Origin of the sequence: Curtobacterium sp. MCSS17_016 (assembly GCF_003234255.2) — a bacterium.
Classification (GTDB): Bacteria; Actinomycetota; Actinomycetes; order Actinomycetales; family Microbacteriaceae; genus Curtobacterium; species Curtobacterium flaccumfaciens.
On record NZ_CP126254.1, the window covers coordinates 2,480,106 to 2,503,260 of the forward strand.

The 23,155-nt window shown below is 71.4% G+C and carries 23 protein-coding genes and 1 tRNA gene; 9 read left to right on the top strand and 15 right to left on the bottom strand.

What is annotated here, in order from left to right; translation table 11 throughout:
- Window positions 1–28 precede the first annotated feature (28 nt).
- The 3 genes from ilvD to otsA form a co-directional block, all read right to left on the bottom strand.
- The gene (gene ilvD / locus DEJ19_RS11680; RefSeq protein WP_071405815.1) at window positions 29–1,723 is read right to left on the bottom strand and encodes a dihydroxy-acid dehydratase; all 1,695 of its coding nucleotides are present in this window, start codon (window positions 1,721–1,723) and stop codon (window positions 29–31) included.
- Window positions 1,724–1,793: 70 nt separating this feature from the next.
- A complete protein-coding gene (otsB, locus tag DEJ19_RS11685) occupies window positions 1,794–2,576 on the bottom strand; it encodes a trehalose-phosphatase (protein ID WP_111233807.1) in 783 nt (260 codons plus the stop codon).
- Complete coding sequence (otsA, locus tag DEJ19_RS11690) at window positions 2,569–4,161, bottom strand: alpha,alpha-trehalose-phosphate synthase (UDP-forming) (protein WP_071405817.1); 1,593 nt, start codon at window positions 4,159–4,161, stop codon at window positions 2,569–2,571. The genes otsB and otsA overlap by 8 nt, the downstream gene beginning before the upstream one ends.
- Window positions 4,162–4,411: 250 nt before the next feature.
- Between otsA and DEJ19_RS11695 the strand changes: the two genes are divergently transcribed.
- Together DEJ19_RS11695 and DEJ19_RS11700 are read left to right on the top strand one after the other, a co-directional pair.
- Window positions 4,412–7,201 carry a hypothetical protein gene (locus tag DEJ19_RS11695; RefSeq protein WP_111233806.1) on the top strand — a complete coding sequence of 930 codons (2,790 nt, stop codon included), beginning with the start codon at window positions 4,412–4,414 and terminating at the stop codon, window positions 7,199–7,201.
- 84 nt (window positions 7,202–7,285) lie between these two features.
- A complete protein-coding gene (locus tag DEJ19_RS11700) occupies window positions 7,286–8,257 on the top strand; it encodes a magnesium transporter CorA family protein (RefSeq protein ID WP_111233805.1) in 972 nt (323 codons plus the stop codon).
- A gap of 56 nt (window positions 8,258–8,313) precedes the next feature.
- Here the strand turns inward: DEJ19_RS11700 and DEJ19_RS11705 are convergent, their stop codons facing one another.
- Complete coding sequence (locus DEJ19_RS11705; protein WP_111233811.1) at window positions 8,314–9,465, bottom strand: SLC13 family permease; 1,152 nt, start codon at window positions 9,463–9,465, stop codon at window positions 8,314–8,316.
- Between the two features lie 93 nt (window positions 9,466–9,558).
- Between DEJ19_RS11705 and DEJ19_RS11710 the strand changes: the two genes are divergently transcribed.
- Window positions 9,559–9,747: a hypothetical protein gene (locus DEJ19_RS11710; protein WP_042538771.1), complete on the top strand. Its 189-nt coding sequence runs from the start codon at window positions 9,559–9,561 to the stop codon at window positions 9,745–9,747.
- Between the two features lie 138 nt (window positions 9,748–9,885).
- On the opposite strand, the gene DEJ19_RS11715 is transcribed toward DEJ19_RS11710, so the two are convergent.
- Window positions 9,886–11,049 carry a mechanosensitive ion channel family protein gene (locus tag DEJ19_RS11715; protein WP_111233804.1) on the bottom strand — a complete coding sequence of 388 codons (1,164 nt, stop codon included), beginning with the start codon at window positions 11,047–11,049 and terminating at the stop codon, window positions 9,886–9,888.
- A gap of 138 nt (window positions 11,050–11,187) precedes the next feature.
- Between DEJ19_RS11715 and DEJ19_RS11720 the strand changes: the two genes are divergently transcribed.
- A complete protein-coding gene (locus tag DEJ19_RS11720; protein WP_111233803.1) occupies window positions 11,188–12,720 on the top strand; it encodes an amino acid permease in 1,533 nt (510 codons plus the stop codon).
- 76 nt (window positions 12,721–12,796) lie between these two features.
- Entirely contained in the window at window positions 12,797–13,096 is a 300-nt protein-coding gene (locus DEJ19_RS11725; protein WP_146237762.1) for a hypothetical protein, read from the top strand.
- Between the two features lie 62 nt (window positions 13,097–13,158).
- On the opposite strand, the gene DEJ19_RS11730 is transcribed toward DEJ19_RS11725, so the two are convergent.
- The 7 genes from DEJ19_RS11730 to DEJ19_RS11760 form a co-directional block, all read right to left on the bottom strand.
- Window positions 13,159–13,806 carry a PepSY domain-containing protein gene (locus DEJ19_RS11730; protein ID WP_181441587.1) on the bottom strand — a complete coding sequence of 216 codons (648 nt, stop codon included), beginning with the start codon at window positions 13,804–13,806 and terminating at the stop codon, window positions 13,159–13,161.
- Window positions 13,807–13,855: 49 nt separating this feature from the next.
- A complete protein-coding gene (locus tag DEJ19_RS11735) occupies window positions 13,856–15,253 on the bottom strand; it encodes a sensor histidine kinase (RefSeq protein WP_111233801.1) in 1,398 nt (465 codons plus the stop codon).
- Window positions 15,246–15,923: a response regulator transcription factor gene (locus DEJ19_RS11740; RefSeq protein WP_110865386.1), complete on the bottom strand. Its 678-nt coding sequence runs from the start codon at window positions 15,921–15,923 to the stop codon at window positions 15,246–15,248. Before DEJ19_RS11740 ends, DEJ19_RS11735 begins: the two co-directional genes overlap by 8 nt.
- Before the next feature lie 157 nt (window positions 15,924–16,080).
- Window positions 16,081–16,293 carry an SCO4848 family membrane protein gene (locus DEJ19_RS11745; protein WP_027466517.1) on the bottom strand — a complete coding sequence of 71 codons (213 nt, stop codon included), beginning with the start codon at window positions 16,291–16,293 and terminating at the stop codon, window positions 16,081–16,083.
- A 162-nt stretch (window positions 16,294–16,455) separates the two neighbouring features.
- On the bottom strand, window positions 16,456–17,382 hold the full coding sequence (locus DEJ19_RS11750) for a hypothetical protein (protein WP_111233800.1): 927 nt from the start codon (window positions 17,380–17,382) through the stop codon (window positions 16,456–16,458).
- Entirely contained in the window at window positions 17,379–17,840 is a 462-nt protein-coding gene (locus DEJ19_RS11755) for an ImmA/IrrE family metallo-endopeptidase (RefSeq protein WP_071405780.1), read from the bottom strand. The genes DEJ19_RS11750 and DEJ19_RS11755 overlap by 4 nt, the downstream gene beginning before the upstream one ends.
- Window positions 17,837–18,277 carry a hypothetical protein gene (locus DEJ19_RS11760; protein WP_051596928.1) on the bottom strand — a complete coding sequence of 147 codons (441 nt, stop codon included), beginning with the start codon at window positions 18,275–18,277 and terminating at the stop codon, window positions 17,837–17,839. The genes DEJ19_RS11755 and DEJ19_RS11760 overlap by 4 nt, the downstream gene beginning before the upstream one ends.
- Before the next feature lie 101 nt (window positions 18,278–18,378).
- Between DEJ19_RS11760 and DEJ19_RS11765 the strand changes: the two genes are divergently transcribed.
- Window positions 18,379–19,029, top strand: coding sequence for a YigZ family protein (locus DEJ19_RS11765; RefSeq protein WP_246521493.1), 651 nt, complete (start codon window positions 18,379–18,381; stop codon window positions 19,027–19,029).
- Window positions 19,030–19,166: 137 nt separating this feature from the next.
- On the opposite strand, the gene DEJ19_RS11770 is transcribed toward DEJ19_RS11765, so the two are convergent.
- Window positions 19,167–19,239, bottom strand: a tRNA-Lys gene (locus tag DEJ19_RS11770).
- A 95-nt stretch (window positions 19,240–19,334) separates the two neighbouring features.
- Between DEJ19_RS11770 and bcp the strand changes: the two genes are divergently transcribed.
- A complete protein-coding gene (gene bcp, locus DEJ19_RS11775; RefSeq protein WP_027466512.1) occupies window positions 19,335–19,805 on the top strand; it encodes a thioredoxin-dependent thiol peroxidase in 471 nt (156 codons plus the stop codon).
- 79 nt (window positions 19,806–19,884) lie between these two features.
- On the opposite strand, the gene DEJ19_RS11780 is transcribed toward bcp, so the two are convergent.
- Complete coding sequence (locus DEJ19_RS11780) at window positions 19,885–20,316, bottom strand: hypothetical protein (RefSeq protein WP_110865383.1); 432 nt, start codon at window positions 20,314–20,316, stop codon at window positions 19,885–19,887.
- A 261-nt stretch (window positions 20,317–20,577) separates the two neighbouring features.
- Here DEJ19_RS11780 and DEJ19_RS11785 point away from each other — a divergent pair, with 261 nt between their 5' ends.
- Window positions 20,578–20,826 carry a WhiB family transcriptional regulator gene (locus tag DEJ19_RS11785; protein WP_017888820.1) on the top strand — a complete coding sequence of 83 codons (249 nt, stop codon included), beginning with the start codon at window positions 20,578–20,580 and terminating at the stop codon, window positions 20,824–20,826.
- 171 nt (window positions 20,827–20,997) lie between these two features.
- Here the strand turns inward: DEJ19_RS11785 and DEJ19_RS11790 are convergent, their stop codons facing one another.
- Window positions 20,998–22,500 (bottom strand): sensor histidine kinase, encoded by a 1,503-nt coding sequence (locus DEJ19_RS11790; RefSeq protein WP_110865382.1) that lies wholly within the window; start codon window positions 22,498–22,500, stop codon window positions 20,998–21,000.
- Between the two features lie 118 nt (window positions 22,501–22,618).
- On the opposite strand from DEJ19_RS11790, the gene DEJ19_RS11795 reads away from it, so the two are divergent.
- Window positions 22,619–23,059: an Rv3235 family protein gene (locus DEJ19_RS11795; protein ID WP_110865381.1), complete on the top strand. Its 441-nt coding sequence runs from the start codon at window positions 22,619–22,621 to the stop codon at window positions 23,057–23,059.
- Window positions 23,060–23,155: the final 96 nt, after the last annotated feature.

Genomic DNA, 23,155 nt, shown 5'->3' on the forward strand with positions numbered 1-23,155 from the left:
GTGGTGGCGGTGGTGCGGGTGTCGGACGCTAGCCCGTGACCGCGCCCTGGGCGGCGGACTTCACGAGCTTGGCGTACTTCGCGAGGACTCCGCGGGTGTAGCGCGGGGGCAGCGGGGCCCAGCCGTCACGGCGGGCCTCCAGCTCGGCCGGGTCGACCAGTAGGTCGAGCGAGCGAGCCGCGATGTCGACACGGATGCGGTCGCCATCACGAACGAAAGCGACTGGACCTGCGTCCACTGCTTCCGGTGCGATGTGGCCGATGCACAGGCCGGTTGTGCCGCCTGAGAATCGACCGTCGGTCAAGAGTAGTACATCCTTGCCGAGGCCCGCGCCCTTGATGGCCGCGGTGATGGCGAGCATCTCGCGCATGCCCGGGCCGCCCTTGGGGCCCTCGTAGCGGATGACGACGACGTCGCCCTTCTCGATCTTGCCCTCGGTCAGGGCGTCCATCGCCGCACGTTCGCGGTCGAACACGCGGGCGGGGCCCTCGAAGACGGAGGCGTCGAAGCCCGCCGTCTTCACCACGGCACCCTCGGGGGCGAAGGAGCCCTGCAGGACGGTCAGGCCACCGGTCTCGTGGATCGGGTTGTCGAGCGTGCGGAAGACCTCGCCGTCGAGTGCCGGCGGGTCGATCTCGGCCAGGTTCTCGGCGACGGTCTTGCCGGTCACGGTCATGCAGTCGCCGTGCAGCAGGCCCGCGTCGAGCAGCGCCTTCATGATCACGGGGATGCCGCCGTTGCGGTCGACGTCGACCATGACGTACTTGCCGAAGGGCTTCATGTCGGCCAGGTGCGGGACCTTGGAACCGATGCGGTTGAAGTCGTCCAGCGACAGCTCGACCTCGGCCTCGTAGGCGATCGCGAGCAGGTGCAGGATGACGTTGGTCGAACCGCCGAGCGCCATCGCGACGGCGATCGCGTTCTCGAAGGCTTCCTTCGTGAGGATCTGGCGTGCGGTGATGCCGTGCTCGAGCATGTTCACCACGGCCTCACCGGAGCGGTGCGCGTAGTAGTCGCGGCGACGGTCGGCGCTCGGCGGAGCGGCGGAGCCCGGCAGCGACATACCGAGGGCTTCGGCAACCGAAGCCATCGTGTTCGCCGTGTACATGCCACCGCAGGCGCCCTCGCCGGGGACGATGGCGCACTCGATCTTCTTGAGCTCTTCCTCGCTCATGGTGCCGGCCTTGCAGGCACCGACGCCCTCGAAGGAGTCGATGATCGTGACTTCCTTCATCGTGCCGTCGGCCTGCTTCACGTAGCCCGGCATGACCGAACCCGCGTACAGGAACACGCTCGCCAGGTCGAGGCGCGCGGCGGCCATCAGCATGCCGGGCAGCGACTTGTCGCAGCCGGCGAGCAGGACGGTGCCGTCGAGGCGTTCGGCGTTGACGACGGTCTCGACGCTGTCCGCGATGACCTCACGCGAGACGAGGGAGAAGTGCATGCCCTCGTGTCCCATCGAGATGCCGTCCGAGACGGAGATGGTGCCGAACTGCAGCGGGTAGCCGCCACCGGAGTGCACGCCCTCCTTCGCACCCTGCGCGAGGCGGTCGAGCGACAGGTTGCACGGCGTGATCTCGTTCCACGAGGACGCGATGCCGATCTGCGGCTTGCTCCAGTCCTCGTCTCCCATACCGACGGCCCGCAGCATGCCACGCGAGGTGGTTGCTTCGATCCCGTCGGTGACGACCCGGCTGCGCGGCTTGACGTCGATATCAGGCATGGGATGAGTCTAGGACGCTTTGGGATACCAGCCGTGCACCCCCGTGCATTCTCATGCTCGGGGGCCGCGATCAGCGGGTGGCGCGGAGCCTCGCCAGCTGCTTCAGGACCCCGGTCAGGGCCGCCGGGTCGGCGAGGCGGTACCCGGCCCGGGTCTGGCCCGGCCCGACCTTCACCCCGACGTCGCCGTCGCCGAGCACGCGGAAGGCGTCCTCGTCGGTGACGTCGTCGCCGGCGAAGAACACCGCGTCGGCACCGTGCAGCTCGCGGAGCCGGGCGATCGCGTCGCCCTTCGTGACGTGTCGCACCGCGAACTCGACGATGTCCTTGCCACCGCGCTCGAGCACCTCGGGGTCGGCCTCGTGCGCCGCGCGGCTCGCCGCCGCGTTCGCCTCGGCCGCGACCTCGGCGGAGACACGGCGTGTGTGCACCCCGTGCCCGGCGGGCTTGTGCTCGATGACGACGCCCGGGAACCGTTCGCCGACCGCGTCGAGCGCCGCACCGATCCGTGCCACGCGCTCCACCTCGTCGTCACTGAGCGCGGCCTCGTCGTGGCCGTCCACGCGCCACTCGACGCCGTGCGAGCCGACGAGCGCCATGTCCTCCGGCGCGTGGGTCACCGCGGCCAGGCTGCCGAGGGGACGCCCCGACACGAGCACCACCTCGGTGTCCTTCGCACGGTGCAGGGTCAGGACCGCGGCCCACGACCCGGGCAGCGCCCCGACCTGCGAGGGGTCGTCGGCGAAGGGGGCCAGCGTGCCGTCGAAGTCGAGGGCGACGATCAGTCGCGGCGCAGCCGCGAGCGTCTCGAGGGCCGCGTCGATGGCGGACTGGTCGGTGGTGGTCTCAGTCATCACGTGCCTCCCGGGTGTCCTCGGCAGCCCTGGCGGACTGGGCGTCCTGGTCGAAGATCGACATGTTGTCGGTCTGCGCCTCGCGGTGCTGTTCGCGCGGGTCGGCGGCGGACGGGTCGATCTGGGCGTTCCGCGGCGCGTGCCGGTCGAGCGCCTCGAGGAACGAGCGCGACCAGCGCGCCACGTCGTTGTCGCGGACGCGCTTGCGGAGCGCGCGCATGCGCGTCGACCGCTCGCGACGCGGCATCTGGATGGCGCGCTCGATCGAGTCCTTGAGCGCCCCGATGTCGTGCGGGTTGACGATCACGGCCTGCTTGAGCTCGTCGGCGGCGCCGGCGAACTCGGACAGGATGAGCACCCCGTCGTTGTCGAAGCGGGCGGCGACGTACTCCTTCGCGACGAGGTTCATGCCGTCGCGCAGTGCGGTGACGAGCATGATGTCGGCGGCCAGGTAGAGCGCCACCATCTCCTCGCGCGGGTAGCCGTGGTGCAGGTACGAGATCGGCTGGTGGCCGATGACGCCGAGGTCGCCGTTGATGCGGCCGACGCTCAGCTCGATCTCGTCGCGGAGCGCCGCGTACGAGTCGACACGCTCGCGGCTCGGGCTCGCGACCTGGATCAGGGTGGCGTCCTCGACCGCGATGCGGCCGTCCTCCACCAGCTCGCCGAAGGCCTTGATGCGGTGGCGGATGCCCTTGGTGTAGTCGAGCCGGTCGACGCCGAGCAGCACCGTCTTCGGGTTGCCGAGGCTCTCGCGGATCTCACGCGCACGCTCCTGCACCTCGGGCTTGCGGGCGATCGCCTCGAAGCTCTCGGCGTCGATCGAGATCGGGAAGTGCCTGGCCTCGACGTGGCGGACCGTGATGCCCTTGCGGCTGCGCGGGGCTGCCGGGTCGTCCACCGGGACGTCGATCGTGGTGCCCTTAGTCGTGTAGCCCTTGATGTGCCGGACTGCGCGCAGGAAGTCGCTGGCGTCGTCGTGGCGCTGGAAGCCGATGACGTCGGCGCCGAGCAGCCCGTCGAGGATCTGCGCACGCCACGGCAGCTGCGCGTAGATGCCGACCGGCGGGAACGGGATGTGGTTGAAGAAGCCGATCGTCAGGTCGGGGCGCTTGGCGCGGAGCAGGGCCGGCACGAGCTGCAGCTGGTAGTCCTGCACCCAGACGATGCCGTCCTGCTCGACGATCTCGGCGATCTGCGCGGCGAAGCGCTCGTTCACGCGCTTGTACGCGTTCCACCAGTCACGGTGGTAGCTCGGGTGCTCGATGACGTCGTGGTACAGCGGCCAGAGCGTGTCGTTGCTGAAGCCCTCGTAGTACTCCTCGACGTCGTCGTCGGAGAGCGGGACGGGGACGATGTGGATGCCCTCGTTGTCGAACGGTGCAACCTCGACCTCGGCCTGCCCCACCCAGCCGACCCAGGCTCCGTCGTTCGCGCGCATCACGGGTTCGAGGGCGGTCACGAGGCCACCCGGCGAGTGCCGCCAGCCCTCGTTGCCGTCCTGGTCGACGACGCGGTCCACCGGGAGTCGGTTGGAGGCGACGACGAACGAGTAGCGGGTCTGTTCGGTGCGGTCTGCAGGCATGGGGTGGTGTGATCTCCGTTCCGCCCGGCCGGGGCCGGGTGCGTCGGGTGCGACGGTGCGTCGGGTGCGACGGCCGGCGCGGTGCGCCGGGTGGTCCGGCGTGCTGCGCCGGGTGCGCTGCCGAAGTTACCAGCGTGGGGACAGCGCATTCACGGCGGATCGGCGGTTCCGCTACGCTGCAGGCACGTGTCGGGGGGACACGGGTGCTGGAGTGCGGCGCCGGCCTCCCGGTCGGAGAGGACCCCCAGCCGTGAGCGAGAACCCGCCCAACCAGCCCGTCCCGCCGTCGCAGCCCGGTCCGGGCCAGCCCGGTGCCGGCCAGCCCGGATCGGGCCAGCCCACTTCGGGCCAGCCCGGTGCCGGCCAGCCCGCCTGGAACGGCCAGCCCGCCTGGCAGCAGCAGCCTGGAGGCCCGCAGCAGTGGTCGGGTCAGCCCGCCCCCGCCGCGCAGCCGTCCGATGCGTTCGGTCGCTTCCTGCGGTCCGTGTCCGGCCGCGACTGGCTGGCGGCCGTGCTCGCCGCCGTCGGCGGCTGGGTCGCGGCGTACGTCGTCGCCGGGCTCTCGCTGCTCATCACCGTCGGACTGCTCGCGTCGGGCGGCAGCGGGTCGGCCGCTCCGTCCGCCGGGTCCGGCACCGACCTCGGCGCGGGCTCGGCCCCCGACGTGGAGTCGCTGCTCTCCGGCGTGAGCGTCCTGCTCGGTGCGCCGGCGCAGCTCGTGGCCCTCGCCGACCTCGGCCGACTGCACCTGTCCGGGTCGATCGGGTTCCTCGGTTCCGGCTCGGGCTCGCTCGCCGTGGTGCCCGCGCTGGTGCTCGCCGCGCAGGTCGTCCTGGCCGTCGTGCTCACCCGCCGGATCCGCACGCGTGGCCTCGGCCGCACGCAGGTGCTCGTCACCGCGGTGGTCTCCGGCCTCGTCACCACCGTGCTCACGAACGTCGCCGCTGGCCTCTTCGCGATCCGGTTCCCGTCGGTGTCCGGCGCGGTCATCGAGCCGGTGCACGCCGTCGGTCTCGGCAGCATCATCGGTGCGTTCGTCATCGGGGCCCTGGCGGCACTCCTCGCCCGGCCCTCCGTCCTCGCCGGGCGCAACGTCTTCACCGCCCGCCTGCTCGGCACGCTCCGGGTCGCCGCGTCGCAGCTCACGGTCCTCGTCGTGCTGGTCACCCTCGTCGTCATCGTCGTCGCCCTGATCGCCCAGCCGTCCTACGGCTCCGCGTTGCCGCTGCTGCTCGGCAACGTCGCGATCGGACTTACCGCGCTCGGGTTCTTCGGTGGTGTGGGGACGTCCGGCTTCGGGTCCGCCAGCGACACCGCCTCGGTGTTCGGCGGAGCCGGCGGCTGGACCTGGCTCGTCGTGCTGTTCGTCGTCGTCACCTCGGTCGCGGCCGGGCTCGCCCTCGCCGTCCGTCGCAACGACCGGATCCGCACCACGCTCGACTGGGTCGTCACGCCGCTGGTGTGGTTCGCATTCGGTCTGCTCTTCTTCGTCCTCGGCACCGGCGTCGTCTCGTACCAGGTGAGCAGCACGAGCTCCGTGGACGGCTCGGGGTCGATCGGCATCGCGCCGTGGACGCCGATCGTCTTCGCCCTGTGGGGCGGCGCGATCGAGGTCGTCGCCCGGTACCTCGCCCCGGTGCTCCTGCCCCGCCTCGGCGGAGCCGTGGTGCTCCGGACGTCCCGCCTGGTCGGAGCGGACCCCCGCCCCGTCCTGCCGCCGGCGTTCCCGGCCGGGCCCGCAGCCGGCCAGGCCGGGCCCGCCGCGGCCCAGGGTGCGCCCGTCGCGCCCACCGCGACCGTCGACCCGGCCGCGCCCGGCGCTCCCGTTGCGCCCGGTGCGCCTGTCGCCGCCGACGCGCCGGCTGCCGCCGCGTGGAACACTCCCCCGGCCGCTGACCAGCACGTGCCGTACCCGCCGGCCGGGCCTGCCCAGGAGCCCGCGTACGGCGTGCAGTCGATCTCCGGCGCGCAGCCGGCGGCCGGGTCGCAGCCGCCCTACGGCACGCAGCCCCCGTACGGCGCACAACCGGCCGACGGGTCGCAGCCGTTCATCGGCGGTGGTGCCCCCGCTGCGGCACCGATGTCCCCGCGGGCCAAGAAGATCCTGGTCCGTTCGCTCATCGCCGGTGGCGCCGTCATCGTCGTCGTCATCGCCGGTGCGGTCACGACGAGCGTCCTCCGCGCCAACGTCTGGGGTCCGGCCCCGACCGTGAAGTCCTACGTGCAGGCCATCGCCAGCGGCGACGCCGACACCGCCGCCGACCTGAGCGAGATCCCCGACGACGCGGCGATGCTCGACTCGAAGGTCCTCGGGAGCGCGAAGGACCGCCCGTCGGACATCCGCGTCGGCCGGGTCGCCCGGACCGGTGACACCGCCATCGCCACCCTGAGCTACACCCAGGACGGCAAGAACCGCTCCGGCCAGGTGTCGCTGCGGCGCACGGGCACCTCGTTCCTGGTGAAGGACGAGTGGCGTGTCACGCAGCCGCTGGCCCAGCAGGTGACCCTGACGGCCTCCGACGTCCTCGAGGGCGCTCCGGTGACCGTCGGCGGCAAGGAGATCGGGAAGATCAGCGACGGCAAGTTCACGTCCCTCGCCTACCCCGGCACCTACCAGGTCTCGGTCGGCGGGACGAAGTACTTCACCGGCGGCACCGAGAAGGTCGCCGTGGGCGCGGTCACGTCGGGCTACGTCGACTTCGCGCCGAAGGCGACCAAGGCACTCGAGCAGGACGCCGAGCAGTACGTGACCGACCTCATCGACGACTGCGCCGAGAAGACCGAGCTCCGGGCCCTGAGCGGCTGCCCCTGGTACGGGCCCTACGACGCCGACGGCGGCGTGCAGTACGACGTCACGTCGATGCCCGAGCTGGAGGTCGAGGCGTCGCGCGCCGGCACCGTGATGGTGACGAGCACGAAGGACGGGAGCGTCTCGTACGGCTACACCTCGTACCTGGGTGACAAGAAGCGCGGCGAGGACTCGTTCAGTGTGAACCAGTACCTGAAGGTGGAGGACGGCAAGCTCGTCTCCGCCTACTGAGCAGGAGCCGACCGAGCAGCTCAGCAGCACCACGACGGCCGACCCGGGATCTCCCGGGTCGGCCGTCTCAGTAGGCTGGCGAGCATGGTCAGGACACGGGCGTGGTGCAGGGGCGACACGGTCGAGCGGGACTTCCCCGTCGACCGGATCTCCGACCTCGTCGCCGACCCGGACACCTTCGTCTGGATCGACTACACCGACCCGACGTCGGCCGACCTCGAGCAGATCGAGGAGGAGCTCGGCATCCACGCGCTCGCCGTCGAGGACGCCGTCGAGCACGGTCAGCGCCCGAAGCTCGACCGGTACCGGGACAGCCTGTTCCTGGTCGTCTACGACGTGGGCGGCACGGACGACGAGGGTGACCTGATCACGCACGAGGTCAAGGCCTTCGTCACCGAACGGGCGCTCGTCACCATCCACGGGTCCGACGTCGACACCGCCCCGATGGAACACCGGCTCACGGCGAACTCCGACATCGCCGAACACGGCGTGCCCTGGCTCGTCTGGGCGCTGCTCGACGCCGTCGTCGACCGGGCCACGGACACCGTCGAGGACCTCGAGCGGCAGATCGATGCGCTCGAGGACGACCTGTTCGAACCGGGCGACCCCCGCGAGCAGCAGATCCAGCGGCGGTCGTTCCGGCTCCGCAAGACCCTCGGGGTGCTCCGGCGCCTGGTCGTCCCGACGCGGGACAGCGTCGCCTCGTTGCTGCACGGTGACGCGGAGACGATCTCGAACGGCATCCGGCCCTACTTCCGCGACGTCGAGGACCACCTGGTCTCGATCGCTGACTCCGTCGAACAGCTCCGTGACGCCGTGTCGAGCGTGCTCGACACGACCCTGAACCTGGCGTCGAACCGGCAGAACACCGTCATGAAGAAGGTCACGAGCTGGGCGGCGATCATCGCGATCCCGACCGGTGTGACGAGCTTCTACGGGCAGAACGTGAAGTTCCCGGGCGAGGGCGCCTGGAGTGGTCTCTGGGCCTCGCTCGCGATCATCACCGCGTCGTCGCTCGTGCTCTACCGCGTCTTCAAGACCCGCGACTGGCTCTGACCGCGCACGGCACCGGCACCGGCTCGGGACCGGCTCGGCACCGGGCTCCGCCGGCGTCAGAGCGCGAGCGCCAGGACCCCGGCGACGACGGTGAGCGGCGCGACGACGCACCCGAGCGCCATGTACCGGCCCCAGGACAGGTGCACGCCCTCGGCCGACAGCCGTGCGTGCCACAGCAGCGTCGCGAGCGAGGCCCACGGCGTGATGAGGCAGCCGGCGTTGACGCCGATGAGCAGCGCCGCGTACCGGACGGCCTCGTGCCCGGCGGCCGGTTCGAGCACCAGGTACGCCGGCAGGTTGTCGATGCCGTTCGCGGCGACAGCGCCCGCACCGCCGAGCAGCAGCAGCGGTCCGGTCCCGGTGCCGCCCTGCAGCGCGTGCACGATCGGGTCGGTGATGCCCGTCGTGTGCAGCGCCTCGACCACCACGAAGAGCCCGGCGGCGAACAGCAGGGTCGACCACGGCACGCGGGACACCCGGAGTTCGGACGGCGACCGGAACGCCGCGACCACGACGAGCACCACGGCGGCCAGGACCGCAGCGATCCACACGGTCACCCCGGCCGTCAGGGCGACGACGAGCGCGACGAGCACCGCGGAGGCCGCCCAGAAGAACACCGGGTCCTTCGGCGTGCGGACGGACACCGGCGAGTAGCGGCCGAACAGCTTGCCGCGGAACACCACGAGCAGGACGACGCACGGCACGACCACCCCGGCGACCGCGGGCCAGGCCATCAGCCCGGCGAACGGCAGCGGGCCCCCGAGCCCCATCCGGTCGACGGCGAGCAGGTTCGTCAGGTTCGACACCGGCAGCAGCAGCGAGGCCGTGTTCGCGAGCCAGACCGTGGTCAGGGCGAACGGCATCGGGGGCAGCCCCACGCGCCGTGCGAGCGAGATGACGATGGGGGTGAGGAGCACCGCGGTGGTGTCGATCGACAGGAAGACGGTGCAGAGCACGGCGAGCACGACGACCGCGCCCCAGAGGCCGATGGTGCGCCCGCCACCGACCCGGGCGGCCACGTCGGCGAGGCGGTCGAACACCCCCGCGTCCGCGGCGAGCTCGGCGACGACGGTCAGCCCGAGCACGAACCCGAGGACCGGCAGGACCCGGTCGGCGAGGACGGCGAGGTCGTCGAGGGGCAGCAGCCCGAACACGACGCAGACCGCGCCGACCACGAGCAGGGCCGCTCCGATGACCGCTTGACGCACGAACACTCCTCCGGCAGACACCGCGGCAGGGTGACCGGCGGCGCTCCAATGTACGGGCCGGTAGCGTTGTCAGCACGACGACAGGAGGCCTCTGTGCGCAAGTTCATGTTCAACGGTGCGGTGTGGAGTTCGCTCATCAGCGGCTACAGCGTGCTCCAGACCACCCGCCAGGGACCGCGTGACTGGCGGCTCGCGCTGACCTGGGTCGCGTGGATCGCCACGACGATCGTGGCGATCGGCACGGTCGTCGAGGACGACCGCGCGGTCAAGGCGCGCCAGTAGGTCGAGGCGCGGCAGGCGGTCGTGGACGCGACCGCGTGACGGACGGGAGGCCCGGTGCAAGTCGGCACCGGGCCTCCCGTCCGTCGTCCGTGTCGTCCACCGCAGCCGTCCCCGGGGCCGGCTGGCCCCGGAAGCGGGTCAGCGCTCGGACTCCGGGATGCCGGAGGTCTGGATCGGTCCGGTGAAGAGCGCGCCGCGCTCGTCGTCGCCGAACAGCTGTGAGTCCCCCTCCGCAGTTCGTCCGCGGCGGCGCGGCGCCGACGCGGTCGGCTCGGAGAGCTGCACGCGCTGGACCGGCAGGGCGTCCGGGTGGGTGCGCTGGATCCACTCGACCATCTCCTCACGCACGTAGCAGCGGAGGTCGAACAAGCCGCCGGCATCGGGCGCGGTCACGAGGATGCGGACCCGGACCAGTCCCCCGACGGCATCGGTGACCTGCAGCACCTTGACGCGGCGGTCCCAGATCGTCGAGGTGTCGAGGATCCGGTCGAGCTCCGCCCGCATGTCGGCCGGGCTCACCCGCCAGTCGAGGTCGAACTCGACGGCACCGAGCAGTTCGCTGCCGGTCCGGGTCCAGTTCTCGAACGGCGTGCTCGTGAAGTACGTCGACGGCAGCACGAACCGACGGTCGTCCCACAGGTGCACGACGACGTAGGTCAGCGTGATCTCCTCGATCCGTCCCCACTGCTGCTCGACCACGACGACGTCGTCGACGCGGATCGACCCGGAGAACGCCAGCTGCATGCCGGCGAACACGTTGCCGAGCGTGGACTGCGCGGCGAGGCCCGCGACCACGGAGATGAGGCCGGCACTGGCGAGCACGCTCGCGCCCGCCGCCTCGACCCCGTCGAAGGTCAACAGGATCGCCCCGACCGCGATGATGACGAGCACGGCGACGGTGAGCCGCCGGATGATGAGCACCTGGGTGCGGATCCGACGCGCCTGCCGGTTGTCGGGCACGTCGATGCGGAAGCGGTGCAGCCCGAGATCCTCGAGGAAGATCGCGACCTGGCACGCGAGCCAGCAACCGACCGCGATCGTGACGATCAGGAAGGCGTGCGCGACCTCGTCCCGCCAGGGGTAGGCGTCGGCGTTCCGCGGGATGCTCGACGTGAAGGCGATCCAGAGCAGGACCACCAGCAGCACCGTGCGGAAGGGGTGCCTCGTCCGGCGCGAGAGCACGCCGGCCCACCGTTCCCGGCGTGCGATCGCCCGGAGGACCAGGTGCAGGACGAGGGCGACGACGGCGGTGACGAGCAGGGCGAACCCGATCGCGACGAGGAGTCGGAGGAGGATGTCCATCCCTCCATGCAAGCAACGGACGACGGTCGTCGTTCAGGATCGGGCCGCCGTCGGCTGTGCGGACGTTCAGCAGCTGCGGTTCGCCCGAACCGGGGTTTGCGTGACGGCCCGGTCCGGTGCGCATGTAGGTTCTCTCGCATGACAGCGCAGAACGACACGGGTGGCAACCGAGCGCCGGCGACCGACTTCTCGCACGAGCAGGAGGGCTACCAGCACGGTCTGAAGCCCCGGCAACTGCAGATGATCGCGATCGGCGGCGCGATCGGCACCGGTCTCTTCCTCGGTGCCGGTGGACGCCTGCACACCGCGGGTCCCGCGCTGGCGGTCACCTACCTGGTCGCCGGCGTCTTCGCCTTCTTCATCCTGCGGGCGCTCGGCGAGCTCGTCCTCCACCGCCCCTCGTCCGGGTCCTTCATCTCGTACGCCCGCGAGTTCTACGGCGAGAAGTTCGCGTACGCCGCCGGGTGGATGTACTTCCTGAACTGGGCGATGACCTCGATCGTCGACACCACGGCGGTCGCGATCTACCTGCAGTACTGGTCCGCGTTCACCGCGGCACCGCAGTGGTTGCTGGCACTCATCGCACTCGTCGTCGTCCTGGCCGCGAACATGGTCGCGGTGAAGGTCTTCGGCGAGCTCGAGTTCTGGTTCGCACTCATCAAGGTCGCCGCCCTCGTGTCGTTCCTGGTCGTGGCGATCATCTGGCTCGTCTTCGCGTTCCCGGTCGAGGCCGGCGGCGAGGCGGTCCGGACCGGCTTCTCGATCTGGGGTGACAACGGCGGGCTGTTCCCGAACGGGCTGCTCCCCGCGGTCATCGTGATCCAGGGCGTCGTGTTCGCGTACGCCGCGATCGAGCTCGTCGGCACCGCGTCGGGCGAGACGCAGAACGCCGAGAAGGTCATCCCGCGCGCGATCAACTCCGTCGTGTTCCGGATCGCGGTGTTCTACGTCGGGTCGATCGTCCTGCTCTCCCTGCTGCTGCCGTACACGGCCTACAAGGAGGGCCAGAGCCCGTTCGTCACGTTCTTCTCATCACTCGGCAACCCGCACGTCGGCGCGATCGTCGGCGGCATCATGAACTTCGTCGTGCTCACCGCGGCACTGTCGTCGCTGAACGCCGGCCTCTACTCGACCGGTCGCGCGCTCCACTCGATGGGCATGAACGGTTCCGCGCCGAAGTGGACCACGAAGATGTCGAAGGGTGGCGTGCCGTACGCCGGCATCCTGCTCACCGCCGCGTTCACCGTCGCGGGCGTCGTGCTGAACTACTTCGTGCCGAAGCAGGCGTTCGAGATCGCCCTGAACATCGCCAGCCTCGGCATCATCACCGCGTGGGGCACGATCATCCTGTGCCAGATGCGGCTGCGCCAGTGGGCCAAGCAGGGGCTCGCGAAGGAACCCTCGTTCAAGCTCCCCGGGGCGCCGGTGACGGCGTGGCTGACCCTGGCGTTCCTCGCCTCGGTCATCGTGCTGATGGCGATCGACTACCCCGTCGGCACGTACACGATCGCGTCGCTCGTCATCATCATCCCGCTGCTCGTCGTCGGCTGGTTCCTGCAGCGTGACCGCATCCTGCGCATCGCCGCCCTGCGCGAGGGTGTCACGGGCCCGTACCCGATCGGCGTCCGCAACCCCGCCGCGTCGGTGCGGCGCGACGGCGACGGGAGCTAGCGCTCCGCTTGTCCCCGGAACGCAAGGCCCCCAACGCGAACACGAGCGGTCCGGCACCCGTCGCTACCATCAGCGGGTGCCGGACCGCTCTCCTTCTCCCACCCTCGACCTGCAACTCAGCTGGCGAGGTGCCTACGGACGCCTCCGGGTGTTCGCGGATCGTCTCGAGGCCGAGACCGACTACCAGCGCGAGACGCGCACGGTGGTGCCGATGGACGCGGTGCAGGGGTGGCGCCTCGGACCGTGCGACGAGGACGCCGTCTGTGTCGAGTTCCTCGCCGGGCAGGACACCTACCGGGTGCTGCTCGACACCCCGGACGAGCAGCTCGCTGCGCTGGCGATCCGGAAGGTGCTCGGCCCGCCGCTGGAGTCCTGAGGACGCCGGTGCCGGGGCCCGCTGCCCCGCTGCCCCGTTGCCCGGGTGCCCGGGTGCCCGGGTCAGTCGTCGGTGTCGACGCGGTCGGTGACGACGTCACCGGAGCCGGCGTCGATGCGCACGCTGTGCTTGGTGCCGGAGGAGTCGAGCACGTCGCCCTCCCAGACGACCGTCCCGACGTGGTCGTCGAGTCCGAGTTCGGTCACGGTCCCCGCGTGCAGGTCCTGCAGGGCGTCGACGGCCTGCTTGACACTCAGGTCGGCGGCGGCGACGAAGCGCTCGTGCTCGGCCTTGTCGTCTGCGTCGGCGGCTTCGGTCTGCGGGGTGCCGGCGACCGAGGTGCCGTCGGCGTTCGTGTGCACCTCGTGCTCGGTGCCGTCCTTCGTGACGACCAGGACCTCGTAGGCGGAGGCGCCCTGCTCCTGCTCGACCGAGATGACGGTGCCCGAGCCGACCTCGCCGCGTGCGGTGGCGACGGCGGCGAGCAGGGCCTTGTTCGAGCCGGCGGACGCGGCGCCGGACGCACCGGTGCCGGTGCCGGCCGAGTCCGTCGCCGACGAGCCGACCGAGCCGGAGCCGGCCGAGCGGGTGTCGTCGTCGGAGTCGTCGCTGGCGCACCCGGTGAGTGCGAGCGCCGCGACGATCGGCAGGGCGGCGAACGCGGCGATGCGGCGGACGGAGGGCTTCTGGTGCTGGGTACGGGAGTTCATGTGGACGAGCATCGCGTCGGGGTGCTGAAGCAGCCCTGAAGCCGCCTGTTCAGCCGCCGAGTGCGATGCGGACGACGAACCGTGCGCCACCGAGCGGGGACGCGACCACGGTCGTGTCGCCGCCGTGCGCCCGCACGGCATCGCGGACGATGGCGAGGCCGAGCCCCGCACCGCCGGCGTCCCGGCTGCGGGCCTCGTCGAGACGGACGAACCGCTCGAAGACGCGCTCGCGCTCGTCCTCGGGGACGCCGGTGCCGTCATCGTCGACCGTGAGCACCGCGGACCCGTCGTGCTCGGTGAGCGAGACGGCGACGCGTGTGCTCGCGTGCCGGACGGCGTTGTCCACGAGGTTCCGGACCACCCCCGCCAACACGCGCTCGTCGCCGAGGACCCGCGCTGCCGAGATCGCCGAGCCGTCCACCCGCACCACCGGGGCGTCGCCGTGCCGCTGGGGCGCGACACCGTCCGTCGACCGTGCTCGCGCGCGGGCCACTGCGTCGAGCGCCAGGTCGTCGAGGTCGACGGGGCGCCGCGTGCGGACCCCGCCCTCGTCGAGGCGGGAGAGCTCGAGCAGCCCGGTCACCAGGTCCTGCAGGCGCACCGCCTCGGACCGGACGATGTCGGCGAGGTCGGCCACCTCGGTCCGCTCCGGGTGCGCGACGGCGACCTCGGCGTGCTGCCGGATCGACGCGATCGGCGACCGGAGTTCGTGGGAGGCGTCGGACACGAAGCGCCGCTGGCTCTCGGCGGACCGTTCGAGGCGGTCGAGCATGGCGTTCATGGTGCTCGCGAGCCGGGCGACCTCGTCGCCGGTGTCCGGCACCTCGACCCGGGCGTCGGGACGGGCCGCCCGGATCGTCTCGACCTCGGTGCGCATCCGCTCCACGGGCCGCAGCGAGCGCCCGGTGACGACCCAGGTGACCGCGACCAGCAGGAGCACCAGCACGGGCACCCCGACGGCGAGGAGCACGACGGCGGTGCGGACCGCGGTGTCGGCCTGGTCGAGCGTGGCGCCGTAGACGAGCGTCGCCTCGCCGCCGCCGGGCAGATCCACGTCGTCCGCCACGAGCAGCCAGCGTTCGCCGTCGTGCGTCCAGCGGGACTCGTCGGCGGTCGGGAGGGCGTCCCCGTCGGCGTCCTCGCCGTGCGCCAGGACCGCCCCGCCGTCGCCGATCACCTGCACCAGGACGTCCTCGTAGCCGGTCACCGCGGACGCACCGTCCGCCTCGACCCGGGAGGACACCTGCTCGAGACCCGCCTCGGCCGAGGTCCGCACGCCGTCGAGCAGCACGAGCCGCAGCACGACGACGAAGGCGACGGCACCGATCACCAGCGCAGCGAGGACGACGACCCCGGCGCCGAGCGTGGTGCGGGCCCGGACCGACCGGGCGCGCCGTGGCCTGGACGGCGCGACTCCGCTCGCACCGGGCTTCGGCCGCTCAGCCACCGTCCGCCGCCAAGCGGTACCCGGCGCCCCGGACCGTCTCGATCGCGGCACGCCCGAACGGTCGGTCGAGCTTCCGGCGGAGGTGCCCGACGTACACCTCGACGATGTTCGGGTCGCCCTCGAAGTCGACGTCCCAGACGTTCTCGATGACGTCGCGCTTCGACCGGACCTGTCCCGGGTGCCGTGCGAGGTACTCGAGCACGGCGAACTCGCGGCTGGTCAGTTCGACGGGGGTCTCGCCGCGGGCCACGGTGCGCGCCGCGGGGTCGACCACCAGGTCGCCGAGGGTCAGCACGGTCGGGCGCTCGCGGGCACCCCGTCGGACGAGCGCCCGCAACCGTGCGACGAGTACCGGGTGCGAGAACGGCTTGGTGACGTAGTCGTCGGCCCCCGCGTCGAGCGCCTCGACCTGGTCCCACTCGCCGTCCTTGGCCGTCAGCATGAGCACGGGGGTCCAGTCGCCGTCGGCGCGGAGCTGCGCGCACACGGCCCAGCCGCTCAGGCCGGGCATCATCAGGTCGAGCACGATCGCGTCGTAGCGGAACTCACGCGCGTGCCACAGACCGTCCACGCCGTCGTTCGCGACGTCGACCGCCCACCCCTCGGCCTCGAGGCCGCGGCGCACGCCGTCGGCGAGCCGGACCTCGTCGTCGACCACCAGCACACGCATGGGGTCGATCCTGCCGTGCCCCGCTGAAGCAGGGCTGAAGCGGCCCGCCAGCGCGGCTCGCGACGGTGACCGGGGCGGACGGGAGGCCCGTGGCGGCGGCGCCACGGGCCTCCCGTCCGGCGGTGGTCCGGACCAGGGCCGCGCCGACCCGGCGTGCTCAGACCAGCAGCAGGATCCCGGCGATCACGGACGCGACGGCGATGGCGAGCGCGATGAGCAGGAGCACGAGGTGCACCGTGTAGAACGTCGTCGGCTTGCCGGCTGCGTCGCGGGCACGGGAGTCCTTCGCGACGCGCTGGAAGAAGCGCGGCCAGGTGACGACGTTGAAGACGGCGCCGATGAACAGGACGACTGCGGCGAAGACGAGCACGGGACGATCCTAGTGAACGTTCGCGGCGACGATGCCGGTACGGCGACGCCGGGCGGGTGGTGCTCGGCCGCCCCCAACGCGGCCGAGTCCCGACCCAGCAGGCCACAGGATCTGTAGCACTTGCTACAGACTGTACACGGCCTGTTCGGCAGCGTCGAGGGACTACACGGTCTCGAGCGCGGCCTCGGCGTCGGCGAGGGCGGCACGCTCGGCGTCGGTCAGGGACGCCCGTGCACCCCGGACGCCGTCGTTGATCTCGACGATGCGGCGGCTGAGCCGGGTCGCGGGGTCGTCGGTCGGCGGGTAGGCGTTGTCCACGCCGATCCGTTCGTGCAGCGGTGCCAGGCGGCGGAGCGCATCGTCCACACGGCGGGCACGGCGGCGGCGGGAGATCCGGTGCCCGAAGACGAGCAGGAGCATGCCGGACGCCACGCACAGCACGGCTCCCGGCGTGGTGACGTCGTAGGGCAGCGAGAGCGCGTGCGTGACGTCCAGGTCGCCGGCGACGTGGGCGACGTCCATCACGACGACCACGACCATGCGGACGACCCCGAGCACCCCGCCGAGGACCAGGACCCACAGCCCCACCAGGTCGGTGGTCGTCCGGGCCTCGCGCAGCCGGAGCACGCAGATGAGCCCCGTCGCGCCGAGGGCCACTCCGAGGTACACGGTCTGCGCGATCGAGTAGACGGTGGCAGCCGGGTGCGAGCCGGCGTCGAGCATGAAGGTCGTCGTCGTCGCCGGCTTGTCGAGCACGGTGAACGCGACGACGACCACCACGACGACCACGGCGAACGACACCACGACCGCGTTCCGGAGCCAGGGCCGCGCCGCGCCGACCGCCTTCGCCACGCCCCACAGCAGCGTGCTCGTGCCGGCCACCATGAGGCAGTCGCTGATGACGGTGACGACGTTGAACCCGCCGAGCAGCGGGTCGAGCCACCGGTACAGCGGGTCGACGTTCGTCACGATGGTGGCGGCGAAGAGCAGGAACGTGAACGCCAGGGTGCGGTCCTGCCCGCGTTGCAGGACCAACAGCAGGATCGTCCCGACGATGAGCAGCACCGCCTGGACGACGGCGATGATCACCCGAAGACCCCGCGGAAGGCGCTCGGGCGGCCGCGGTGCTGGCGGATCACGGTGGCCAGGCGGTCGGCGAAGACCTCGGCCTCGTGCTCGTAGGTGTTCGAGAACATCCCCCGGGCCAGCGCACGCTCGACCTTGTACTCGGGCAGGTCGGGGATGACGTCACGGATGTAGGCGCTCTGCGGGGCGTGCTCCTGGTGCCGGTGCAGGACGTGCCCGAGCTCGTGCCCGATCACGAACGAGCGGAACGTCGGCGAGGTCGTCGGCGAGATCATCACCAGGTGCGCGTGCTCGAGGGTGGCCACGAAGCCACACACCGGTTCGGCGGCCAGGAACGACTCCTCGCGCACCACGATCGGCTTGCCGACGACGTCAGCGGCGGCGGCGACGGCCTGGTCGACGTCCGACCACCCCTCGGCGGCACCACGAGCCCAGAACGCCTCGACGAGGGCGTCGGTCATGCGACGCTCCCCCGCTGTGATTCCTCCTCGAGCACCTCGGCGATGCGCCGCAGCGCGTCGGGTGAGAGTTCACCGGGGAAGGTCCGGGCCGCGAAGCCGCTCACGCGGGCGGACCGCAGGGACCGGACGAGGGCGAGCTGGGCACCGATCCGTTCCGGTACCTCGCTGTCCTCGAGCAGGAAGCGTTCGTCGACCTCGAAGTACCCGGCCAGCAGGCGCAGGAGCTCGGTGTCGCGGTTGCGGCGGCCGTCGCCGGAGAGCATGTAGGTCCACTTCGCCCGCGACAGCGAACCGCCGTGCGCCGCGACGTACTCCTCGATCGAGGAGAACGGCACCGGGGCGCCACGCTGCGACTCCTCGAAGTCGAGGAGCAGGTTGAGGCGGCGCGCGAGCTCGGCGGCGTCGAGCGCCCCGCCCTTCAGATCACCCGTGTCCATCTCGGACTCCTCCCCAGCCGTGTCCGCGCGACCTGTGGGTCCGGCGCGTGGACGCCATGCTAGCGCGGGTGCCCGGCACGCGCGCCGCTACCCTCGTGGGCATGCCCCGCCGCTTCCCCGCCACCGTCGCGGCACCGGTCGAGCACGAGATCGTCATCACGAAGTCGCGGTTCATCACGACCGTCGCGCCGGTGTCCGGGGTCGAGGACGCCGACCGCGTGATCGCCGAGGTCCGCCGTCGGTACTGGGACGCCCGGCACAACTGCACGGCGATGGTCACCGGCGTGCTCGGCGACCAGGCCCGTTCCTCGGACGACGGCGAGCCCTCCGGCACCGCGGGCGTCCCGATGCTCGAGGTCCTGCGACGCCGCGGGCTGACCGACGTCGTCGCGGTCGTCACGCGGTACTTCGGCGGGGTGAAGCTCGGTGCCGGCGGACTGGTCCGGGCCTACTCGACCTCGGTGTCCGAGGCGCTCGACACGGCGGTCCTCGTCCGTCGCGAGGCATTGACGCAGGTGCGCTTCGACGTCGACCACGCCGACGCCGGGCGGCTCGACAACGTGCTGCGCGACTGGGTCCGGCACCACCACGCGACGCTCGGCCCAACCGAGTACGGGCAGGCGGCGACCTTCGAGGTGTGGGTCCCCCACGAGGCGCTCGGAGCCCTGACCGCCGACCTCGCCGCCGCGTCGGGCGGTTCGCTCGAACCCGTCATCGGCGAGGAGCGGATCGTCGACGTCCGCGCCGGCTGACGTCCGCGCCGGCTGACGTCCCCGCGGACGCAATTCGCAGTTCCTGCACACCTCGGGCGTGTCTCGGCATCGGCGTGGAAACCTGCCCGGAACGCACGAACGCCCCGACTCGATGAGCCGGGGCGTTCGTCCTGCGGTGCACCCCCTCGGACTTGAACCGAGAACCCACTGATTAAGAGTCAGTTGCTCTGCCAATTGAGCTAGAGGTGCATGTTCCGGCTTCCGTGCCGCAACGGGAATCAACAATAGCATGGGTTTCGCGCGCCCACGACCACTCGCGGGCGCACGACGCGAACAGGAGCACCATGACCGACCGTCTCGTCCCCGGCGACACCGCCCCCGACTTCACGCTGCCCGACCAGGACGGCGTCGAGCACTCCCTCGCTGCCCTCCGCGGCAAGAAGGTCATCGTGTACTTCTACCCGGCGGCGTCCACCCCGGGCTGCACCACCGAGGCCTGCGACTTCCGCGACAACATGTCCTCGCTGCAGGCCGCCGGCTACGAGGTCCTCGGCGTCTCGAAGGACGAGCAGGCGAAGCTCAAGACGTTCCAGCACGAGCAGGCGCTGACCTTCCCGCTGCTGAGCGACCCCGACCTCGCCGTGCACAAGGCCTACGCGGCCTGGGGCGAGAAGAACAACTACGGCAAGATCGTCACCGGCACGATCCGGTCCACGATCGTGGTCGACGAGGACGGCACCGTCCAGCTGCCGCTCTACAACGTCAAGGCCACCGGGCACGTGGCGAGCCTGCGGAAGAAGCTCGGCCTGGTCTGAGGGCCGGCCACGCACTGGAGGCCCGGTGCCGGTTCCGAGAACCGGCACCGGGCCTCCAGTGCGTGGCGGACCAGACCGTCTACTCGGCCGGACGCGCGAGCGCGGCCGTCACCGACCGCGACAGCACCAGCGTGATGCCGAGCAGGGCCGGGACGAGCAGTACCCAGCCGACCGCGGCGACGCGGAAGACGCCCTGGAACGCCCCGATCGCGATGGCGCCCTGCAGGACCTGCCAGACGATGATCCCGGAGCGCACCCACGGCCGGCCCTGCCACAGGCCGTTCAGCAGCGCACCGAGCCAGAGCGCAGCGATGGCGACGAGGACGGTGAGGGCGATGCCTGAGGCGATGCTCGTGGCCGGGGCGACGAGCAGTTCGACGACCAGGACGACGGTCACGACCACCAGCGCGAGGAACTCGAGGCCGACCACGGCGAGCAGCCCCAGCATCGCCGGCGACCGGCGCGCGACGGGCGTGGAGGGTTCGGTGTCGTTCGGGGTGTCGTCGTGCACAGTGATCCTCCAGCATCGGAACCCTTGATTTGGCCCTACCAGTATGGAACGATATTGGAGGTCGTTTGGACGGCACGATGTGGTGTGCGTCTCCCGTGGTTCATCGCTCCTCCCCCGAGCGTCTCGCGGGCGTCAGACACGCTTCCTGCGGACTCCTCCCCACAGTTGTCCCCTCCATGCCGCATGCATGGTCAGCGGTCCGATCCCCCGAACCACGGCCCCGGCCTGCCGTTCGAGCATCGACATCAAGGAGCACCACACATGGACTGGCGTGACAAGGCTGCCTGCCTCACCGCAGACCCCGAGCTCTTCTTCCCCGTCGGGAACACCGGGCCCGCCGTCGATCAGATCGAGAAGGCCAAGTCGGTCTGTGCGCGTTGCACGGTCACCGAGATGTGCCTGCAGTACGCACTCGAGAACAACCAGGACTCGGGTGTCTGGGGTGGTCTCAGCGAGGACGAGCGTCGTGCGCTGAAGCGTCGCGCCGCCCGCGCTCGCCGCGCGTCCTGACCCCGGTCGTCTGACACCACGACGCCCGTCGTCCCCTCGGGGGCGGCGGGCGTCGTCGTGCGTGCGGGGCGGCGGTCCTGCAAGACACCGGTGTTCACGCATCGAACACCGGAACTCGGGTGTGCGACCGGTGAACACCGGTGTTTTGCGATCTCGAACCGCCGGGCGGCGTCAGGCGGCGGGGGCGGTCAACCAGCGGAACGGGATGGTGATCGTCACCTCGGTGCCGCTGCCCGTCAGGGTGTGCCAGTCGATGGTGCCGCCGAGCTCGCCCTGGATGAGCGTGCGGACGATCTGCGTGCCGAGGCCCGAGCCGACCTTCCCCTCGGGGAGCCCCACGCCGTTGTCGCGGACCTCGATCTCCAGGTGGTCGTCGAAGCGGCGGGCGACGATCTCGACCTCGCCGTCGCGGCCGTCCAGCCCGTGCTCGACGGCGTTCGTCACGAGCTCGGTGAGGCCGAGGGCGAGCGGTGTCGCGGCCTCGGAGGGCAGCACCCCGAACTCGCCGGTCTTCTTCGGGTGCACGGTGGTGTTGTGCGACGCGGCGACCTCGGTCACGAGCTTGAGCACCGAGTCGAACACCTCGTCGAAGTCCACGGTCTGGCTGAGCCCGCTCGACAGGGTGTCGTGCACGACGGCGATGGCGGCGACGCGGCGCATGGCGTTCTGCAGCGAGGTCCGCGCTTCGTCCGAGTGCGTACGACGGGCCTGGATCCGCAGCAGGGACGCCACGGTCTGCAGGTTGTTCTTCACACGGTGGTGGATCTCGCGGATCGTGGCGTCCTTGGTGATGAGCTCGCGCTCCTGGTGCCGCAGCTCGGACACGTCGCGGCAGAGCACGATGGCACCGATGCGCTCACCGTGGTCGCGGAGCGGGATCGAGCGGAGCGACACCGTGACGCCCTTCGACTCGATGTCCGCCCGCCACGGTGCACGGCCGGTGACGACGAGCGGCAGGGACTCGTCGACGTCGAGCTGGGCCCCGATGAGCTCGGTGGTGACCTCGGCGAGGGACTTCCGCTCGAGCTCGCCCTCGAAGCCCATGCGGTTGAACGCGCTCAGACCGTTCGGGCTCGCGAACGTGACGATGCCGGCGGTGTCGAGCCGCAGCAGGCCGTCGCTGGCACGGGGCGCACCACGACGGGGGCCAGCCGGTGCACCGAGGTCGGGGAAGTCACCGGTGGCGATCATGCCGAACAGGTCGTTCGCGCTCGCGGTGAAGTTGAGTTCCTGACGGCTCGGGGTCCGCATCTCGTCCTGGTTGGAGTGCCGGGTGACGACGGCGATCGGTCGCTCGGTGGTCTCGGCGCTCTTCGCGCTCAGGCGGCGGAGCACCGGGATCGCGCGGACACGGGTCGGGGTGTCCTCGTACCAGTCCGGCTCGGCGGAGTCGACGACCCGTGACCCGGCGAAGCTCTCGGTCACCTGGCCGCGCCACTCCTCGCGGATCTCCTGCCCGACGATGTCGCGGTAGAACAGCGTCGCCGCGGAGCTCGGCCGGGCGTGTGCGACGGCCACGAACGAGCCGTCCTCGGCGGTCGGGACCCAGAGCACCATGTCGGCGAAGGACAGGTCGGCGAGGAGCTGCCAGTCCCCCACGAGCAGGTGGAGCCACTCCACGTCTGCTTCCGAGGAACGGCCTTGCGCGAGGACGAGGTCACTGAGGGTCGACACCCAGCCAGTCTAGGTCCGCTGCCTTGTGGAGAACGTCGCCCTCTCCACAGGGCAGACCAGTGTGTATTTCGTATGTCGCACGCCCCATACGCTCGCTCCAACGACGGAAGGGGCAGGGGTGGCAGAGCAGGCACGCCGCATCGATCACGAGACGACGACGGCGCACCCACCGCCGCTGCGGATCGTCGAACCGGCGCCGGAGCCCGCCACGGTGACCGGTCCCCCGGACCCGGCGACGACCGCACGGGCGCTCGGACTCTGCGTCGCCGAGGTGCTCACCGGCGCGCGGGAGGTCGACAGCATCGCCCGCTGGATCAGCGACGACGTGCAGCGGCACCTGCAGCAGCGGGCGGCGGTGGCAGCGCACGCCCGGGGCTCCGGTCGGCGGGCACGCGGGCGCCCGGTGCTCCGGGTCGGCAGCGTGCTCGTCTGCCGCCCCGCGGCGGGCGTCGCCGAGGCGACGGTGGTCGTGCACGCACGCAGTCACGCCCGGGCGGTCGCCATGCGGCTCGAAGAGCGACACGGACGGTGGCAGGCGACCGCGATCGGGGTCCTGTAGCCGAGTGGCGGACGGACGGGAGGCCCGGTGCCAGCTGGCACCGGGCCTCCCGTCCGTCGTCGGTCACGCTCGGTGAGCAGGAATGGTCGGGTCCCG

Excerpts from the sequence above, each read along its gene's own strand:
- DEJ19_RS11785 (WP_017888820.1), top strand. The coding sequence starts at position 20,578 with ATGGACTGGCGTGACAAGGCTGCCTGCCTCACCGCAGACCCCGAGCTC.
- DEJ19_RS11760 (WP_051596928.1), bottom strand. The coding sequence starts at position 18,277 with ATGGACACGGGTGATCTGAAGGGCGGGGCGCTCGACGCCGCCGAGCTC.
- DEJ19_RS11740 (WP_110865386.1), bottom strand. The coding sequence starts at position 15,923 with ATGCGTGTGCTGGTGGTCGACGACGAGGTCCGGCTCGCCGACGGCGTG.
- otsB (WP_111233807.1), bottom strand. The coding sequence starts at position 2,576 with ATGACTGAGACCACCACCGACCAGTCCGCCATCGACGCGGCCCTCGAG.
- DEJ19_RS11700 (WP_111233805.1), top strand. The coding sequence starts at position 7,286 with ATGGTCAGGACACGGGCGTGGTGCAGGGGCGACACGGTCGAGCGGGAC.
- DEJ19_RS11715 (WP_111233804.1), bottom strand. The coding sequence starts at position 11,049 with ATGGACATCCTCCTCCGACTCCTCGTCGCGATCGGGTTCGCCCTGCTC.
- DEJ19_RS11720 (WP_111233803.1), top strand. The coding sequence starts at position 11,188 with ATGACAGCGCAGAACGACACGGGTGGCAACCGAGCGCCGGCGACCGAC.
- ilvD (WP_071405815.1), bottom strand. The coding sequence starts at position 1,723 with ATGCCTGATATCGACGTCAAGCCGCGCAGCCGGGTCGTCACCGACGGG.
- DEJ19_RS11765 (WP_246521493.1), top strand. The coding sequence starts at position 18,379 with ATGCCCCGCCGCTTCCCCGCCACCGTCGCGGCACCGGTCGAGCACGAG.
- otsA (WP_071405817.1), bottom strand. The coding sequence starts at position 4,161 with ATGCCTGCAGACCGCACCGAACAGACCCGCTACTCGTTCGTCGTCGCC.
- DEJ19_RS11730 (WP_181441587.1), bottom strand. The coding sequence starts at position 13,806 with ATGAACTCCCGTACCCAGCACCAGAAGCCCTCCGTCCGCCGCATCGCC.
- bcp (WP_027466512.1), top strand. The coding sequence starts at position 19,335 with ATGACCGACCGTCTCGTCCCCGGCGACACCGCCCCCGACTTCACGCTG.
- DEJ19_RS11755 (WP_071405780.1), bottom strand. The coding sequence starts at position 17,840 with ATGACCGACGCCCTCGTCGAGGCGTTCTGGGCTCGTGGTGCCGCCGAG.